Consider the following 16,104-nt stretch of genomic DNA (forward strand, 5'->3'; position numbering starts at 1 on the left):
TTAATGTCACGATTTTTTATCGATAGACCGATATTTGCTTGGGTACTCGCTATTGTAGTGATGCTTGCAGGTATTTTGGCGATTAGGAGTTTACCTATTTCGCAGTATCCTTCAATTGCACCACCTGCAGTGAGTATTACTGCAACGTACCCTGGTGCATCTGCACGCACACTTGAAGATACGGTAACGCAAGTTATTGAGCAAAAAATGAAAGGACTTGATGGCCTGCTTTATATGTCATCTACGTCTGAGTCGAGTGGTTCTGCTACGCTTACACTTTCGTTTAGCGCCGAAACAGACCCTGATATTGCACAAGTTCAAGTGCAAAATAAACTAGCGACAGCGACTCCACTATTACCAGAAGCCGTACAAAGGCAAGGTGTTGTAGTTGCAAAGTCAGCGCGTAACTTTTTAATGGTTTATGCTTTTGTGTCTAAAGATGGCAGTATGACCAATATTGATATTGGCGATTATGTTTCATCAAACGTGCAAGATATTGTCTCGCGTGTTGAAGGCGTAGGTGAAGTGCAGCTGTTTGGTTCTCAGTACGCGATGCGTATTTGGTTAGACCCTTCAAAGTTACAAAATTATAAGCTGACACCTGCTGATATTAGTGCATCAATTAGTGCGCAAAATGCACAAGTATCTGCTGGTCAACTTGGCGGTATGCCTGCCGTTGATGGTCAGCAACTTAATGCAACAGTAACGGCTCAAAGTCGATTACAAACGCCAGAGCAATTTGAACAAATATTGGTTAAAACCAATCCAGATGGCTCTTTTGTACGTCTAGAGGACGTTGCTAGAGTAGAGCTTGGCGGTGAAAGCTACCGCGTTGTTGCTCGTTACGATGGGCAACCTGCATCAGGATTAGGTATTAAATTAGCCAGTGGTGCTAACGCACTTGATACTGCCGCTGGAGTTAAAAAAGCAATTGAAGAGCTAAAACCGTTTTTCCCTGAAGGGTTAGATGCTGTTATACCTTACGACACAACGCCGTTTGTATCGTTATCTATTGAAAAAGTTATTCACACCTTAATTGAAGCTGTTGTACTTGTTTTTGTAGTTATGTATTTGTTCCTACAAAACTTTAGGGCAACACTTATACCAACAATAGCAGTGCCAGTGGTTTTACTAGGTACGTTTGGTATTTTGTACACCTTTGGTTATTCAATAAATACGCTAACGATGTTTGCGATGGTACTTGCCATAGGGTTATTGGTAGATGACGCAATCGTTGTTGTAGAAAACGTTGAGCGCTTAATGACCGAGGAAAAACTCTCGGCACTTGAAGCTACGCGTAAATCGATGGATGAAATTAAAGGCGCGCTGGTAGGTATTGCCATGGTGCTTTCTGCGGTATTTATCCCAATGGCATTCTTTAGTGGCTCTACCGGTATTATTTATCGTCAGTTTTCTATAACACTGGTATCGGCGATGGGGTTATCTGTTTTAGTTGCTCTTATTTTAACGCCTGCATTGTGTGCAACGCTTTTAAAACCAAGCCATGTACATAACAATGAGACGTTATTTGGCCGATTTTTTACAGGCTTTAACCGTGGTTTTGATAAAACAAATTCAGGTGCACAAAGCTTTGTAGGCCGTATGCTTACACACTCTAAACGCTACTTACTTATTTATGGCGTGATTGTGGGCGGTATGGTTTATGTATTCTCAAGCTTGCCAACGGCATTTTTACCTGACGAAGACCAAGGTATTTTGTTTAACCAAGTTTCATTACCGGCAGGCTCTACAACACAACAAACGCTTGAGGTTGTTAAAAAGGTAGAAAATCACTTTTTAAACGATCAATCTGAAGCTGTGAATGGTATTTTTACCGTTACTGGTTTTAGTTTTGCAGGCTCTGGCCAAAACTCAGCAATTGCCTTTGTTAACCTTAAACATTGGGATGAGCGTCAGCGTGACGAGTTATCTGTTCAAGGTGTTGCAGGTAAAGCGATGGGCTACTTTTCAACGATAAAAGAAGCGTTTGTGTTTGCATTCCCGCCACCTGCAATTGTTGAACTGGGTACTGCTAATGGCTTCAATATTTTCTTACAAGACCGTGTAGGCCTTGGCCATGACGCACTTTTGGCGGCACGAAATCAGTTATTAGGTTTAGCAAGCCAAAGTCCAATTTTAGCGGGCGTACGTCCAAATGGACAAGAAGATATGCCAGAGCTGCAACTTGATACAGACCTTGCAAAAGCCGAAGCGCTTGGCGTGTCGCAAAACGATATTAACAGTACACTTTCGACAGCATGGGGTAGTAGTTATGTGAATGACTTTATTGACCGTGGTCGAGTTAAAAAAGTGTATATGCAAGGTGATGCACAATCGCGCATGGTGCCTGAGGACCTAAATAAGTGGTATGTGCGCAATGATAATGGCGATATGGTGCCGTTTTCAGCGTTCGCTAGTGCTTACTGGACGTATGGTTCGCCACGTTTAGAGCGTTACAATGGTTTTTCAGCAATGGAAATTCAAGGTAGTGCAGCGCCGGGTTATAGTACAGGCCAAGCAATGGATGAAATGGAGCGTTTAGTTAAACAGCTGCCTAATGGTATTTCGTCTGAGTGGACCGGTATTTCATTCCAAGAGCGCTCAAGTAGTGGTCAAGCACCTTTACTATATGGCTTATCGCTGTTGTTTGTATTTTTATGTTTAGCTGCACTTTATGAAAGTTGGTCGGTACCGTTTGCGGTAATGATGATTGTGCCACTGGGTATATTTGGTGCAATTATGGCAGCGCTAGGCGGTGGCTTATCTAACGATATTTACTTGCAGGTAGGCTTGTTGACCACCATTGGTTTGGCATCTAAAAATGCGATACTGATTGTAGAGTTTGCGATTCATAAAATGGATGATGGGCTTGGCTTAGTTGATGCGGCTATTGCAGCTGTACGCTTACGTTTACGTCCAATACTTATGACTTCGATGGCCTTTATTTGTGGTGTTTTACCACTTGCAATAGCCTCAAGTGCGGGTTCTGGTGCGCAAAATGCGTTAGGTATTTCGATTATTGGCGGCACACTCGCATCATCAATATTAGTTGTTGTATTTGTACCGTTGTTCTTTGTGTTAGTTCGCCGTGTATTCCCTGGTAAAACTAACGAGACAACAAAGGAGAGCGCAGAATGAGCATTAAAACATTCAGCCTAAGTGCAATTGCTTTATTGGTGCTAAGTGGTTGTCAATTAGCGCCAGAGCAAAAAGACCTTGCTCTACCAGTATCTGATGCTTATGCATCAGGTACTGAGCAAAGCGCTGCGCAGCAATTAAATTGGCAGCAGTTTTTTAATGATGAAAAACTACAAACCTTAATTACGCAAAGCCTTGAGCATAATAAAGACATGCAAATTGCAGTGCTTAATGTGCAGCGTGTTCGTGGTTTGTATCAAATCGAAGATTCTGCTTTGTATCCGTCGCTTGATTTAAATGCTTCTGGTACGCGCCAGCGTTTACCGGCTGATTTGTCGGGTACTGGCGATGCAGCTATTAGCTCGCAATACAGTGCAACAGTGGGCATTACGTCTTACGAGTTAGATATTTGGGGCAAAGTACGCAATCAATCAGCGCAAGCACTCCAAAATTTATACTCTACAGAGCTTAGCCAATACAGTACGCAGGTGTCTTTAATTTCAGAGTTGGCAAATGCGTGGCTTAGTTACGCGACGGACTTACAACTGCTAGAGCTTGCAAAAGAAACGCTCACCTCTCAGCAAGAATCATTATCGCTTACGCAAAAAAGCTTTGATTTAGGTGCGACGTCTTCAATTACCCTTGAGCAGCTTAGAAGTACAGTTGCTACAGCAAAAGTAGACATAGCAACGTACAAACGTTTGTTAAAGCGTGATAAAAGTGCCCTAGATTTATTAGTGGGTAAATCTGTTTCAGCTGATTTACTGCCTAGTAAAGACCTGACTAACTTGATCAGCATGCCAGAAGTGCCGATTGGTTTACCGTCTGACCTGTTATCGCAACGCCCTGATATTAAAGCCGCTGAGCATTTAATGCTTGCTGCAAATGCCAATATTGGTATTGCACGTGCGGCGTTTTATCCAAGTATTAGCTTAACAGCCAATGCCGGGTCTGCTTCAAGTGATTTAAGTGGCTTGTTTGATTCAGGCTCGGGTACATGGAGTTTTGTGCCATCAATTAGCTTACCTATTTTTAATATGGGACGTAACCAAGCAAATCTTGATGTAGCAAAAGCTGATCAAGAAATTGCAGTGGCTACTTATCAGCAAAAAATTCAAAATGCGTTTCGCGAAGTTGCCGATGCACTTGCTGATAGAGAAGGTTACCAAGAGCAATTAAGTGCCCTTGATATGCTTATAAATAGCCGACAAATCACGTTTGATTTATCAAAAATGCGTTACGAAAAAGGCGCAGATAGCTACTTGCAAGTACTTGATGCTCAGCGTACATGGTACGGCGCGCAGCAACAGTTAATTTCGGGTCAGCAAGCGTATCTTGCAAGCCAAATTAACTTGTACAAAGCGCTTGGTGGCGGATGGAACGTAACCAGTGAAACAGCTCAGGTAGAGAAATAATATTTGCGGCTTTTAAAGCCGCATTACATATTTACATGGCAAGACTATTTATAGCTCTTGCTTTACTGGGTTTATGACTTGGTAGTGGAGTTGAACATGAAGCCTAAAGCAAAAAGGCAAACAGATCCCGCGATAGCACTTGCTAGGCGTGAGCAAATATTAACAGCTGCTGCAGAGTGTTTTCGCCGAAAAGGTTACCACGGTGCAGGCATGGCTGAAATATCTAAAACGGCAGGGATGAGTGCGGGCCATATTTATAATTACTTTGAAAGTAAAGAAGCCATTATAGAAAGCATTATTGAAAAAGACATGGAAGAAATGTTTTCTATCTTCCAACAGTTTGAAGATCACCCAGGTGATGTTTTAGCAGCTCTTTTAGATGGCTTAAACATTGGTGTGCAAAGGCACATGGACACAGGGGCATGTGTAGTTGATTTAGATATGATGGCTGAAGCAGGTCGAAATGTTAAAGTAGCTTCATTGCTACGTGATATGGATACTCAAGCACGCGGGCGCATGAGACAGCTTTTAACTAGCGAGCGAAGTGCGCTCAAAGACATTGATGAGCTTGAACTTGAAAGTCGAATTAATGTTATTTTTTCGATGATGGCAGGGTTATTACTTAGAAAGTTACTCTACCCTGAGCTCACCGAAGAAACGGTACTAATAGCGCTTCGCCCGGCGATGAAAACATTACTGATGCCATTTGATAAAGCGCAGTAACGCTCAAAATAAATAACCAAAAGTAAGCTAGCCAATACTTTGGCTAGCTTTTTTATTTTAGTCTATTTAAAATCGCTCGATTGACCACTGAAGTGCAATGATTGCGATAGCAACGGAGCCCATTGGCATTAACCACTTTTTATACCAAGTGTAGTGTCGTACATAAATGAGTATTGGTAAGGCTACTAGTAAGATACTAAGTTGACCGATTTCGACGCCTAAATTAAACGCCAATATACTAAGCAGTTGATAGTCGCTCGACAAGCCAAGTTCGCCAAGTACGCTCGCAAATCCCATCCCATGTAGTAAACCAAAAGCAAAAGTAAGCCAACCTAAACGAAGTACCAACGGCCACACATTATTTAATGCTGCAAATAAAACCGATATAGCAATTCCAAGCTCTACCCAGCGGCTATTTGGTGATACAAAGTTCATAGCTGTTGCGGTAAGCGTAATAGAGTGCGCAAGCGTAAACGCGGTTACTATCCATGCTGTGTGTTTAATAATTTGTTTTTTAGAGCTAATACCTTGCCATGCTTTATCGCTGCGTTTTAAAACACAGGTAAGTAACAGGGCGATTAAAAATAAAATATGATCAATACCAATCCAAATATGTAAAACACCCTGATACACGTATTGATTAAACGTACTTAAATAACTTGTTTGCTCAAAGCTGAACGTTTGTTGTGCCTCGTTGATATTAAATACACGAGATACACCGTTTATATTTACGATGGATTTATGATTGGCATCGGTATTAAAAAAAGCAGAATAGGAAAGGGAGATTGCTTCATTGTCATCACAACTAAACAGCAGCGGAATCACCAAATAAGGCTGGTTAAAATGGTTATCTAGTTGATAGATACCTTCACTTTTTATAAGGCATGATTGCGCGTTTTGCGTGATATTTAAATTTTCTTCAATGAAGTTATTAATTGAGCTGCGTTTTGCTTTTATTTCTGCCCACGAAATTTGCCCGTTTTTATCTAAATCCAGAGGCACTGCGTGCTCTAAGTCGGCTATATTTATTTGCCAAGTACCCATGTATTGGTTTTTGTTGGTGTCGTTATTGTTCTCGCTATTTAAGGTTATATAACTTGTACTTAGTTGATGGGCAAAGCTGTAAGTTGAAAAAATGCACAGCATTAAAGTGAGTATAAATAGATAAGGCGTTTTCATAGTGTGTCTCGTTGCATCGCTTTTGCTTGAGTAAGTAATTGCTCATCGGTGCTCATTTTAGCCTGTTGCCAATTAATATGAGCCCAGTAAAGTGCTTTTTCGCGATTTGGTTGTACATCAAGGTAATATTTAGCTAAGTCACTTGCATGAAAAGAATCTTTACGAAGCTCTCGTAGTGTAACTCTTTGCGCCATTGTATTTTGCCATTTTTTATCGCGTTTATTTAGTTTTTTTTCTGCGATTGAAAGTCTTAGCAAAATAGCATCCTCTAAATTACTTTTATCAGGAAGCAGTACGCTTAATGTATTTAATACTTGTTGTGGTTGATTTAGAGCAATTTGAATATCGGCCCATAAAACAATAAGGCTCACAGGGGCTTGAACTAAATCTACACTTTGTAAGTGAGACAACGCTTGTTTGTAGTTATTTAAACGGTAGCTCATTTCACTTAAAACATGGTTTGTAGCTAGGCTAGTTTGATTATTATTTATAATTTTTACTAATGCTTGGTAGCTGTCTAAAACGCTTTCATGTTGGCTTTGTACATCGAGTACACAGGTGCTAGCAGTAATAGTGCTTACTTGCCCAATTAAGGCTACGCAGTGTTTTTTTGCTTGTGCGAACTTACCTTGAGTCATAAATATATTGGCTAGCAATAAATGGCTATTACTATGTTTTGGCTCTTTAATCAAAACGTTGTTAGCAATATCAATAGCTTCGTCAAAAAGGTGCTCTTTTTGTAAAACGCGAGCATATAAGTAACCAATTTGAGATGAGGGTGTTTGTTTATATAGCTGGGCTAAACGGGTTTTAAGTAGCCCCTGTAAGCGCTCTGTTTGGCCGGCATATTGGCTGTTAGTGACTAATGTATTTATTTCGTCAACAGAGAGGGAAGCACTAAGCGTTGAATTACTGTTAGCAATAACTGCATCATCTTTTGGGGTAAAAGGCGCAGCGCTTAACGCAAGGGGTGTTAGGCATAAAGTAATAAATGCGACGGACTTAAAAATTGATAAATGCATTATAAATATCCTTTGAAAAAAGCCATCCATGGCCTGTCAGCTTAATTACTTGGTTAGTTACCGTTTGTTGAAATTAATCCATCAACATTGGTATCGGTGTTTGTAAACACCCGACCGTTAACAGTTAACGGCTCTGCATTTGGGGCTTGATTAAATGCATCGGTTGCAAATTGAGCAAAGTCGACTTGTAGTGCGTCAATTGTAATGTTCACTGTTGCAGTTACTTGCGAATTAACGCCATCACTTACACCAAACATAAAACTATCTGAACCTGTCACTTCTTTATTCGGTGTATAGGTAAAGTTACCATCGCTATTAACGGTAACAGTTCCGAGAGTTGGCTCACTTGTTAACGAGTAAGTCAGTGAATCGCCATCATTGTCGGTTGCGCTAAGCATATCGGTAATGCTTACTTCAGTTTGTGTAGTTAGTATTGCATCACTTGCTGTAGGCGCTGTGTTTACAACCGGTGTAGGTTGTTTTTTATCGTCATCGCTACTACATGCTCCCAATGTTAATGCACTGAGGAGAACACAAATATGGGTAGTTTTTAAATTACGCATTATTTTACTCCTTATTTAGAGCCAGTAAGTGGTGTTGCAAGGTATGGGAATGATGAATTCATCATTGTTGCATCAATAGGCGCGCCGTCTGTAAATGGGACTGTGCCTGTATTAGCATCCTCTGGTGCACAAAGTCCTAAATCAGTGTCTTCACCATTTACAGGAATAGGATGACATAAACGACCCATCACAACACGAAGTGCAATATCAACCACATCATCACCCGGGCGACGACCATTTGGAAAGCCGGCTAAATCATTACCCGCTACACCAAATGCAGATTGATCAGCTTGCGCTGTTGCTGCAATGCCTGTATTTAAACGTAGCATCTCTGAAGGTGTTACAGTTGCTTGCTGATTAACGCCTGCAAAACCTGTTAAAAATGCAGTGATTAAATCAGTACGCGGGAAGTTTGTGGGTGCCAGTGTTTCTAAGTTTGCGCCAAGGGTCGTATTAACAGCATCTTTAAACAAAATGTTTAATAACTCAGGTAGTGCTGGATGAGATACATAATCTAAAAATTGTGCATCATCTTTAGGGTGAGCAGTAGAGAATGTGTCTTTGTCTTTAATGCCAATTACAAGCTCGTTTACAAGCGGGCTACCCAAGCGTGAAACTTGTGTTAAAGCACCACCATTAACGGCGTTATTAGCAAATTTAGCATTAGGGTTTAATACGCGAGCTTGAGGTAGGCTTGCTGTTGTCCACGAACCTATTACGCCGTTACCTTCACCTACAACACAACTTTTAGGAATTTCGATAGCGATTGACGTTACGTTTTTATCTGCAAGGTCGTCGTTATCAGCTGATTGTGTTATACCACCTGGAAAACCACCGCCGTCACCAGCACCAGGGGCGCTATCACCCTCTACAGGTACATAGTTAACTAAATCAAATGTTTTACCTAGGTTAACTACAAATGGGTCTTTACGTTGTCCTACAAAAACTTGTGCCATGCTTTCACAGTTAGGAATTGAAACCTGATACACAAATTGGTCAGCGTAAGTTTGGTAATCGCTCATTGAACCAAATGTTTTATTGCCCACATAATCAAGTGGTTTAGAAAATGTACTTGAGTTTGATGCTGTGTTGTTTAATACCGTTGTTTCGCCAGTACGCTGCGCGCCGCGAATCATGCTCATTGTGTATGATTCACTAAAATTTGCAGCGCTGTCATCACCGGCAGATACACCGCCTACATTTTTAAGCGGTACAGACACGGTGCGTTGATTACCTTCAGGTCCAACAGTTAATTGCACACCTTGGTTATCATTAGGAAGCATGCTTTTAAAGTTAAACGCAAATGTAATATCTTCAACAGCATCGCCGTCGTTATCTATATGAATGCTGTAGGTGGCATCTGGGTCCATTGCAAAGTAATTAGGACCGCCGTAGGCGTCTTGCAGCGGGATATAGTTAGCAATTAATGTTACAAAATCATCACGACCTTGCTCGTAACTATTAAATACATAAAAATCGGTTGAATCTAAAGTCGGGAAACGGCTTATATTTGGCGCTTCTCTGTGGCTTGATGCTTCACTTGGTGCACTTACAAACGTACTACATATTACTACTGCGAGTATTGATGGAGTTAAAGCTTTCATGACTTTGTCCTTTAGTTTTGATTGAAGTCATAGCTAATAACGGGGCAGGATTTAAATTGGATGCAAAAAAGTTAAATTATTTTTATTTATTGTTAATAAAGTTTTGAAGAAGGTTGGCTGCTTTATGTAAGCAGCCAACTTTGGTCATAATAGTAGGGTTATAAAAGTACTAGCTCTGTGGTGTAAAGCACTTCAGTAGGAGAACCATTTTGTGAGCCGCCAATAGGTTCTAAGCTCACTGCTAGCAATGCAATATCACTTGCGTTAAAACGGTTATCTTTTAATAATATTTTACTGCCTTGCTTGGGAAGTAAACCCAATGAAATAGGTGCATCTTGACCTTTTAAAATCATCCACAACTCATAATCTTTATTAGTTTGGGCAACCAATTGGCTACTGGCTTTAATTGAGAGCCCTTGCTCGCTTACATCAATAAACCATAATGATTGTTTATCTTGATTTTGAACCAAAGCAATTTGTTGAGTGTGCATAACATTGGTACTAGGTTGAATAACCAAAAAGGCTAAAACAATACACGCAGCAGTTGCCACAAAAGACCATGTACGCCAAATTGAAGGCTTGGTATGTATGACTGTTTTACTTGTTTGTGGCCTGTTTTCAATACGCTGTAGTATATTGACCCATACATCGTCACGTGGTGTTTGCGGTGTAATAGCACTCGCTAAGTTGTTTAGGTTTTGCTCCCATATATTTGTTGCTTCACGTGCTTGATTTGAGTTAAGTAACAGACGCTGAAAACGCTTACGGGCAAGCCCTCTAAGTGTGCCAAGCACGTACTGCCCAGCAAGCGCGTCTAATAGTTCGGGTTTATTATAATTCATAATGTTAAACACCTTTGTAGCTGCATAAGACCACGCCTGATCCAGCTTTTAACTGTACCTAATGGCGTTTCTATATGATCAACTAGCTCGCTATGACTCAGCCCCTTATAATAAGCTAAGTGAATAGCTTGTTTTTGTTGCGGCTCAAGCTGTTCGATACAATTAACCAGTTTTGTTTCTTCATCGTAATTAACGTCAACACTTTCATTTTCATATTCGTCATCGCCTAATGACTGCTCTTTTCGTACTTTGTGATAGCGTAGTGAGTCAAGACTTCTATACCTAACTATACTTATCATCCAACTAATAACGGTGCCTTTAGAGGCGTTATATTCAGATGCGTTATGCCAAATTTTTATAAAAGCGTCTTGTAGTGCCTCTTCCGCGTAAGCTCTGTTAGTGAGCATATTTAAACTAATGGCAAAAAGTTTGCCGCTAGTTTGTTGATATAAACTTGAGAAAGCATTTTTGTCTCCTTGTGCTGTTGCGCACAAAAGAGGGAGTAAATCATCGTTATCCATAGGGGTCCTGTTTTTCTTATTATCATTGAGTAAACGGTTGAGAGTGTGATTTGGATGCAAAAAATTTAATTGATTTTTAGATTAGCTGTTTTATACGTTAGTACAAGCAATAACCGATCAGTGTTTGAAATTTAGACGTATAAGTATAATTTATTCACATGCTTGTAAAAAATGCACAAAGAGCAGATTGCACTTAAATTTATTTTATTATTAACATTATATATCAATGGCTTATGATTTTAATTTGAATTTAAAATGCCATTTATATGGCGTGATATTTGCAAAAGAGTACATAAAGCCGTTTAAATTAAAATTAGAAAATCGGAATCATTTACACAAAGGAGAGACTATGTGGGCTGCAATTGGTTATTCACTTTTAGCATTACTACTTATTTTTATTGGTTGGGAAGTAAACTCTGTTTACTTTGCTATTGTTTTTTATTGGACTGCACTGTCACTTTTATTAGTGAGTACCGCATATATTTTTAATACAGCAAAAATATTTAGAAAACGTGAAAATGGGGTGATCCCATTTTATATACGTTGGGCGTTTGTGCCATTTTTATTTGGTGTGCAAATTTATAATGCCTGGTCACGTAAGCGCGATAAAGTGCCGCCAATTCAAAAAATAAACGAAAACCTATTTTTAGCTTGCCGATTATTTCCCTCAGACATAGACACATTAAAAGATAACGGAATTACGGCAATTTTAGATGTTACGTGTGAATTTGATGGACTCGAGTGGAGTTCAACACAAGAGAATATAAATTACTTAAACATTCCGGTGCTCGATCATAGTATTCCTACCCATTCTCAGTTAAATCAGGCTATTAATTGGATACATCATCATATTAAAGAAAACCGTCGCGTAGTTGTACATTGTGCTTTAGGCCGTGGGCGCTCTGTTTTTGTAATGGCGGCTTATTTATTGAGTCAAAACAAAAATGCAGATGTACATGAAGTACTTGCACAAATAAAGGAAACCCGCGAAACCGCAAACTTAAATAAGCATCAGCTGCGTCATTTAGCTAAGCGTCATAAAAAAGGCGAATTACTGATTAAAAACAAAGCAGTTTTAATTGCAAATCCAGTATCTGGTACACGATTATGGCAAGAAAAAGAGCACTTAATTGTTGCGCGGTTATCGGCCTATTACGATTTAAAAGTACTTACTACTTCACAAGACGTAAACGGTATTGAGCTGGCTAAACAAGCGATTACGCAAAAACCAGACATGATAATAGCGTGTGGAGGCGATGGTACAGTGGCCGAAGTTGCAAGCGTACTTGTAAATACACAATGTAAGCTAGGTATTATACCAATGGGGACTGCAAACGCACTTGCGCATGTGTTGATGGGGATTAGCTCTAAATTTATTCCTGTTGAACAAGCTTGTGACTTAATTATAGATGGTCAAACAAGCACAATAGATACCGCTTATTGTAATAACGAATTAGTACTACTACTCGCGGGTATTGGTTTTGAGCAATCTATGATAGAAAAAGCAGATAGAGAGTCGAAAAATAAGTCGGGGCAACTTGCCTATTTAAATGGCTTTTTTGAAGCGTTTGGCGAGCAAAAATCACAGTTACTTAGTGTGAAACTCGATGATAATGAGCCGAAAGAAATATGTACAAATAGCTTTATTGTGGCTAATGCTGCGCCTTTTACAACGTTATTGGCTCAAGGTGGTGGGCAGCCAAATCATAGTGACGGGCTTCTTGATGTGAATTGGCTAACACCAAATAATGAAAATTCTACGACAATATTGAGTATTGCAGAACTGATGTTTAGCAGTTTAACGCAAACACATTTAGCTATAAATTCGCATCATACAAATGCTAAAAGAGTCGAGGTGACAGGCGAAGGAGAGCTTAAGTACGTACTTGACGGTGAAGTTAAAACTGCTCACAAACTCGTTATTACTATTGAGCCGGCCTCATTAAATGTGATTTGCAAAGAGCAATAAATCGCGCTAATTACAATCAAAAAAGGAGCTAAATTAGCTCCTTTTTTACATCATTTTTTAATTGATGGCCAAACAAACCCTGTTGTATCCGGCGCTTGAGAAGATGTTTCTCTCGGCGCACTTTTTGGTCTACGAATAGGTTTGTTATTTATAGTGTGAATATAAAGTGCTTCCACTTTATCGCGAGCCCAAGGCGTTTTACGCAAAAACTTTAAACTCGATTTAATGCTCGGTTGATCAGTAAAGCATTTGATTTTTACTTGCTCGCCAAGTGTTCTCCAGCCAAGTCGCTGTTCTAACTCAACAAGTATTTGTTCTAACGTTACCCCATGTAAAGGGTTTTTAGGTTGATTATCCATAGCCATACTACTTATTTAAACTGCGTGCATTGTAGCTCAAATCATCTTTTAGCGCTAATTCACAGTGATTGTTTTAGGAGCTGTTGGGTAAATAGCATTACCCTGTTTATCTATTTTAAGCCAAATGAGTTGGCTGTTACTGTGCTGGGGTGTTTTAGCACCGCACAAAAGTGTAAATGAGTGAATTTGTATTAATGCGCCTTCGCTATAGCGTTTGTTGTCGTACCAACAGTTTGATTCTTCATTTACAAACTGGTTTGCATCAATAATTGAATGGGTTTTAAGGGTTGTTGCTTCACTAAGTATTGAATACGATAAGCTGCTAAAACAAAAGCATAGAATTAAAAAGTTACGCATTAGAGGCCTTTAAATAGGGAGGGTTAAAAATAATACATTAAGCTAAAAAACGTGCTAGTGTAAAGTACACAAAGTGATTTTAATTATAAACTTAGTTACTCACAGAACAACTTGGATTCAAATAAAAAGGTGCACACAATGCAATTTAATCAAACAATGATCGAAGAATTCACACTATTAGCGAAGTTTCCTCGCGACAGTAAAATGCAGGGTATTAAATTACACTCAGACGCAGAGCCAAGCTTACTTAGTGCAGCGCAACGTTTATTTGAAAAAGGGATTATAGATAGCCCAGATGGCGGATATTTAACTGATCTGGGCTTAGATTTAATTGAGCACATTACGGTTATTCATAGTGCGCTACAAAGCTAGCTAACCTGAACTCTAGTTAGTTACTGAACTAGCTTAATTTGCATCGGGTTGATTTTGCGGTGCAGCATCATTAAATGCAGCTAATTTATTACAGTGTTCGTAAATAGCTGCAATTTTTGGATAAGCGCTCATATTTACGTTAAAACGAATTGCATTAAATACTTGCGGCACTAAACAAATGTCAGCAAGTGTTGGTTGATTACCAAAACAGTAGTCATCATTTTCGTTTAGCATCAGTTCTATTTTTTCAAAACCAACTTCTATCCAATGTCGATACCACTTATTTTTAGCCTCGTCATCAACACCTAATTCGTTCGATAAATACTTCAGCACGCGTAAATTATTAACAGGATGAATATCGCAGGCAATGGCAAAGCTTAAATTTCTTATTTGTGCTTTTTGCCACGCAGTTCCTGTAATTAATGGCGATTGCGGATAAGTTTCATCAAGCCATTCCAGTATTGCAAGCGATTGTGCTAAAACACCATTATCGGTTTTAAGTGCAGGTAGTAAGCCTTGCGGATTAGTCGCTAAGTATTCTTCCCCAAGCTGCTCCGATTTTAAAAGGTTAACAATAGCAAGTTCATGATCAATTGCTTTTAAGTTAAGCGCTATACGCACCCTATAGGCCGCTGATGAGCGAAAGTAGCTGTATAATTTCATAATTAATCCTGTGAACCTGTAAATTGTTTTTTAATAGTACGCCAGCAATCGGTGTAGTTTGGTTGGCGTTCCCTACCTTCTAATGCATATTTTGTCGGTGAAATTATATAGCGCGACTCAAACATAAAGGCCAATGTGTTTTCGTATTTTTGTGGTGTAAGCTCAGCGTTTGAGGCTTTTTCAAATACGTCGGCTTCAGGTCCATGTGGCGACATACAATTGTGTAAACTTGCACCACCAGGTACAAAACCATGCTCTTTTGCATCATACACACCCTCAATCAAGCCCATAAATTCACTCATAATATTGCGGTGATAATACGGCGGGCGGAATGTATTTTCGGCTACCATCCAACGTGGTGGAAATATCACAAAATCGACATTTGCCATACCCTCAGTAGCAGAAGGAGAGGTTAGCACAGTGAATATAGATGGGTCGGGATGATCAAAACTTACTGTATTCATCACATTAAAACGCGATAAGTCGTATTTATAGGGGGAGCTGTTACCCGTCCATGCAACCACATCAAAAGGAGAGTGCTTAATTTCACAGCTAAATAAATTACCGTTGAATTTAGATACAAGCTCAAAGTCACCTTCTTTATCTTCAAAGGCAGCAACGGGGTATTGAAAGTCTCTGTCGTTGGCGTAACCGTTTGCACCAACAGGTCCTCGCTCTGCAAGCTCTAACGCATGGCCATAATTTTCACAAATATAACCACGGGCTGTATCATCAATTAAATCAACAGCGAACTTAATTCCTCTGGGAATTACAGCAATTTCACCTGGTTTAATGCTTAACTTACCGCACTCGGTGTGAATTAATAACTCACCTTGCTGAGGGACAAACAACATTTCGCCATCGGCATTGCAAAAGTAACGTCCTTGCATTGACTGATTAGCGACATATACATGAATGCCAATACCAGATTGCCCATTAGCACTGCCATTAGCAGCCATAGTTACCAAGCCATCAATAAAATCAGTAGGATGTGAAGGCATATCAATAGGGTTCCAACGTAGCATTGTTGGTGGTGTTACGGCTTCAGTAATTGGGGCTGTTCTTATTAAGCCGTTATCAATTGCTTGGTAATTACCTTGCACTACAGACGGACGAAGGCGGTAAAACCAAGTGCGGCGATTTGAAGCGCGAGGAGCCGTAAATGCAGTCGAACTAAGTTGCTCGGTGTATAAATCGTATTTGACCTTTTGTGGGCTAAATTGTCCTATTGGCAATGCACCGGGTAGCGCTTGTGTTTCAAATTCATTACCAAAACCTGTCATATAACTTAATTGTGTCGCCATTACTGACTCCTGTGAGAGGGGGGTGGTTTAATATTATTTTTATTTCAGTTAAGATACTCTCAAGTGAGACTAA

Annotated in this window: 15 protein-coding genes; 5 read left to right on the forward strand and 10 right to left on the reverse strand. The window is 39.8% G+C overall.

Annotated features, from left to right (window positions below; all coding sequences use genetic code 11):
* Window positions 1-3 precede the first annotated feature (3 nt).
* From PARC_RS19555 to PARC_RS19565, 3 genes are all read left to right on the forward strand, one after another.
* A complete protein-coding gene (locus PARC_RS19555) occupies window positions 4-3,138 on the forward strand; it encodes an efflux RND transporter permease subunit (RefSeq protein ID WP_007582390.1) in 3,135 nt (1,044 codons plus the stop codon).
* On the forward strand, window positions 3,135-4,553 hold the full coding sequence (locus PARC_RS19560; RefSeq protein ID WP_010553969.1) for an efflux transporter outer membrane subunit: 1,419 nt from the start codon (window positions 3,135-3,137) through the stop codon (window positions 4,551-4,553). The genes PARC_RS19555 and PARC_RS19560 overlap by 4 nt, the downstream gene beginning before the upstream one ends.
* A 96-nt stretch (window positions 4,554-4,649) precedes the next feature.
* Window positions 4,650-5,276 (forward strand): TetR/AcrR family transcriptional regulator, encoded by a 627-nt coding sequence (locus PARC_RS19565; RefSeq protein WP_007582392.1) that lies wholly within the window; start codon window positions 4,650-4,652, stop codon window positions 5,274-5,276.
* Window positions 5,277-5,342: 66 nt separating this feature from the next.
* On the opposite strand, the gene PARC_RS19570 is transcribed toward PARC_RS19565, so the two are convergent.
* From PARC_RS19570 to PARC_RS19595, 6 genes are all read right to left on the reverse strand, one after another.
* Complete coding sequence (locus tag PARC_RS19570; RefSeq protein ID WP_010553968.1) at window positions 5,343-6,455, reverse strand: HupE/UreJ family protein; 1,113 nt, start codon at window positions 6,453-6,455, stop codon at window positions 5,343-5,345.
* A complete protein-coding gene (locus PARC_RS19575) occupies window positions 6,452-7,477 on the reverse strand; it encodes a hypothetical protein (RefSeq protein ID WP_010553967.1) in 1,026 nt (341 codons plus the stop codon). The genes PARC_RS19570 and PARC_RS19575 overlap by 4 nt, the downstream gene beginning before the upstream one ends.
* Window positions 7,478-7,530: 53 nt before the next feature.
* Entirely contained in the window at window positions 7,531-8,040 is a 510-nt protein-coding gene (locus PARC_RS19580; protein ID WP_010553966.1) for a cadherin-like domain-containing protein, read from the reverse strand.
* Between the two features lie 11 nt (window positions 8,041-8,051).
* Window positions 8,052-9,644 carry a DUF4331 domain-containing protein gene (locus PARC_RS19585; RefSeq protein WP_010553965.1) on the reverse strand — a complete coding sequence of 531 codons (1,593 nt, stop codon included), beginning with the start codon at window positions 9,642-9,644 and terminating at the stop codon, window positions 8,052-8,054.
* A 158-nt stretch (window positions 9,645-9,802) separates the two neighbouring features.
* Complete coding sequence (locus PARC_RS19590; RefSeq protein ID WP_010553964.1) at window positions 9,803-10,486, reverse strand: anti-sigma factor; 684 nt, start codon at window positions 10,484-10,486, stop codon at window positions 9,803-9,805.
* A complete protein-coding gene (locus PARC_RS19595) occupies window positions 10,483-11,007 on the reverse strand; it encodes a sigma-70 family RNA polymerase sigma factor (RefSeq protein ID WP_007582398.1) in 525 nt (174 codons plus the stop codon). Before PARC_RS19595 ends, PARC_RS19590 begins: the two co-directional genes overlap by 4 nt.
* A 349-nt stretch (window positions 11,008-11,356) precedes the next feature.
* On the opposite strand from PARC_RS19595, the gene PARC_RS19600 reads away from it, so the two are divergent.
* Window positions 11,357-12,976: a diacylglycerol kinase family protein gene (locus PARC_RS19600; protein ID WP_010553963.1), complete on the forward strand. Its 1,620-nt coding sequence runs from the start codon at window positions 11,357-11,359 to the stop codon at window positions 12,974-12,976.
* Window positions 12,977-13,026: 50 nt separating this feature from the next.
* Here PARC_RS19600 and PARC_RS19605 read toward each other — a convergent pair whose 3' ends face one another.
* Both PARC_RS19605 and PARC_RS19610 read right to left on the reverse strand, forming a co-directional pair.
* Window positions 13,027-13,335, reverse strand: a complete 309-nt coding sequence (locus PARC_RS19605; protein ID WP_010553962.1) for a VF530 family protein — start codon at window positions 13,333-13,335, stop codon at window positions 13,027-13,029.
* A gap of 54 nt (window positions 13,336-13,389) precedes the next feature.
* Entirely contained in the window at window positions 13,390-13,692 is a 303-nt protein-coding gene (locus PARC_RS19610; RefSeq protein ID WP_008134362.1) for a DUF1496 domain-containing protein, read from the reverse strand.
* Between the two features lie 138 nt (window positions 13,693-13,830).
* Between PARC_RS19610 and PARC_RS19615 the strand changes: the two genes are divergently transcribed.
* Window positions 13,831-14,064, forward strand: a complete 234-nt coding sequence (locus PARC_RS19615) for a TIGR02647 family protein (protein ID WP_007582405.1) — start codon at window positions 13,831-13,833, stop codon at window positions 14,062-14,064.
* A gap of 33 nt (window positions 14,065-14,097) precedes the next feature.
* On the opposite strand, the gene maiA is transcribed toward PARC_RS19615, so the two are convergent.
* Complete coding sequence (maiA, locus tag PARC_RS19620) at window positions 14,098-14,727, reverse strand: maleylacetoacetate isomerase (protein WP_010553961.1); 630 nt, start codon at window positions 14,725-14,727, stop codon at window positions 14,098-14,100.
* 2 nt (window positions 14,728-14,729) lie between these two features.
* Window positions 14,730-16,031: a homogentisate 1,2-dioxygenase gene (gene hmgA, locus PARC_RS19625; protein ID WP_010553960.1), complete on the reverse strand. Its 1,302-nt coding sequence runs from the start codon at window positions 16,029-16,031 to the stop codon at window positions 14,730-14,732.
* Between the last annotated feature and the right edge of the window lie 73 nt (window positions 16,032-16,104).

It is taken from the genome of Pseudoalteromonas arctica A 37-1-2, from assembly GCF_000238395.3.
Classification (GTDB): domain Bacteria; phylum Pseudomonadota; class Gammaproteobacteria; order Enterobacterales; family Alteromonadaceae; genus Pseudoalteromonas; species Pseudoalteromonas arctica.

Bases quoted from the DNA above. Each gene is read 5' to 3' on its own strand.
- PARC_RS19555 (WP_007582390.1), top strand. From the start codon at position 4: ATGTCACGATTTTTTATCGATAGACCGATATTTGCTTGGGTACTCGCT.
- PARC_RS19560 (WP_010553969.1), top strand. From the start codon at position 3,135: ATGAGCATTAAAACATTCAGCCTAAGTGCAATTGCTTTATTGGTGCTA.
- PARC_RS19565 (WP_007582392.1), top strand. From the start codon at position 4,650: ATGAAGCCTAAAGCAAAAAGGCAAACAGATCCCGCGATAGCACTTGCT.
- PARC_RS19570 (WP_010553968.1), bottom strand. From the start codon at position 6,455: ATGAAAACGCCTTATCTATTTATACTCACTTTAATGCTGTGCATTTTT.
- PARC_RS19575 (WP_010553967.1), bottom strand. From the start codon at position 7,477: ATGCATTTATCAATTTTTAAGTCCGTCGCATTTATTACTTTATGCCTA.
- PARC_RS19580 (WP_010553966.1), bottom strand. From the start codon at position 8,040: ATGCGTAATTTAAAAACTACCCATATTTGTGTTCTCCTCAGTGCATTA.
- PARC_RS19585 (WP_010553965.1), bottom strand. From the start codon at position 9,644: ATGAAAGCTTTAACTCCATCAATACTCGCAGTAGTAATATGTAGTACG.
- PARC_RS19590 (WP_010553964.1), bottom strand. From the start codon at position 10,486: ATGAATTATAATAAACCCGAACTATTAGACGCGCTTGCTGGGCAGTAC.
- PARC_RS19595 (WP_007582398.1), bottom strand. From the start codon at position 11,007: ATGGATAACGATGATTTACTCCCTCTTTTGTGCGCAACAGCACAAGGA.
- PARC_RS19600 (WP_010553963.1), top strand. From the start codon at position 11,357: ATGTGGGCTGCAATTGGTTATTCACTTTTAGCATTACTACTTATTTTT.
- PARC_RS19605 (WP_010553962.1), bottom strand. From the start codon at position 13,335: ATGGATAATCAACCTAAAAACCCTTTACATGGGGTAACGTTAGAACAA.
- PARC_RS19610 (WP_008134362.1), bottom strand. From the start codon at position 13,692: ATGCGTAACTTTTTAATTCTATGCTTTTGTTTTAGCAGCTTATCGTAT.
- PARC_RS19615 (WP_007582405.1), top strand. From the start codon at position 13,831: ATGCAATTTAATCAAACAATGATCGAAGAATTCACACTATTAGCGAAG.
- maiA (WP_010553961.1), bottom strand. From the start codon at position 14,727: ATGAAATTATACAGCTACTTTCGCTCATCAGCGGCCTATAGGGTGCGT.
- hmgA (WP_010553960.1), bottom strand. From the start codon at position 16,031: ATGGCGACACAATTAAGTTATATGACAGGTTTTGGTAATGAATTTGAA.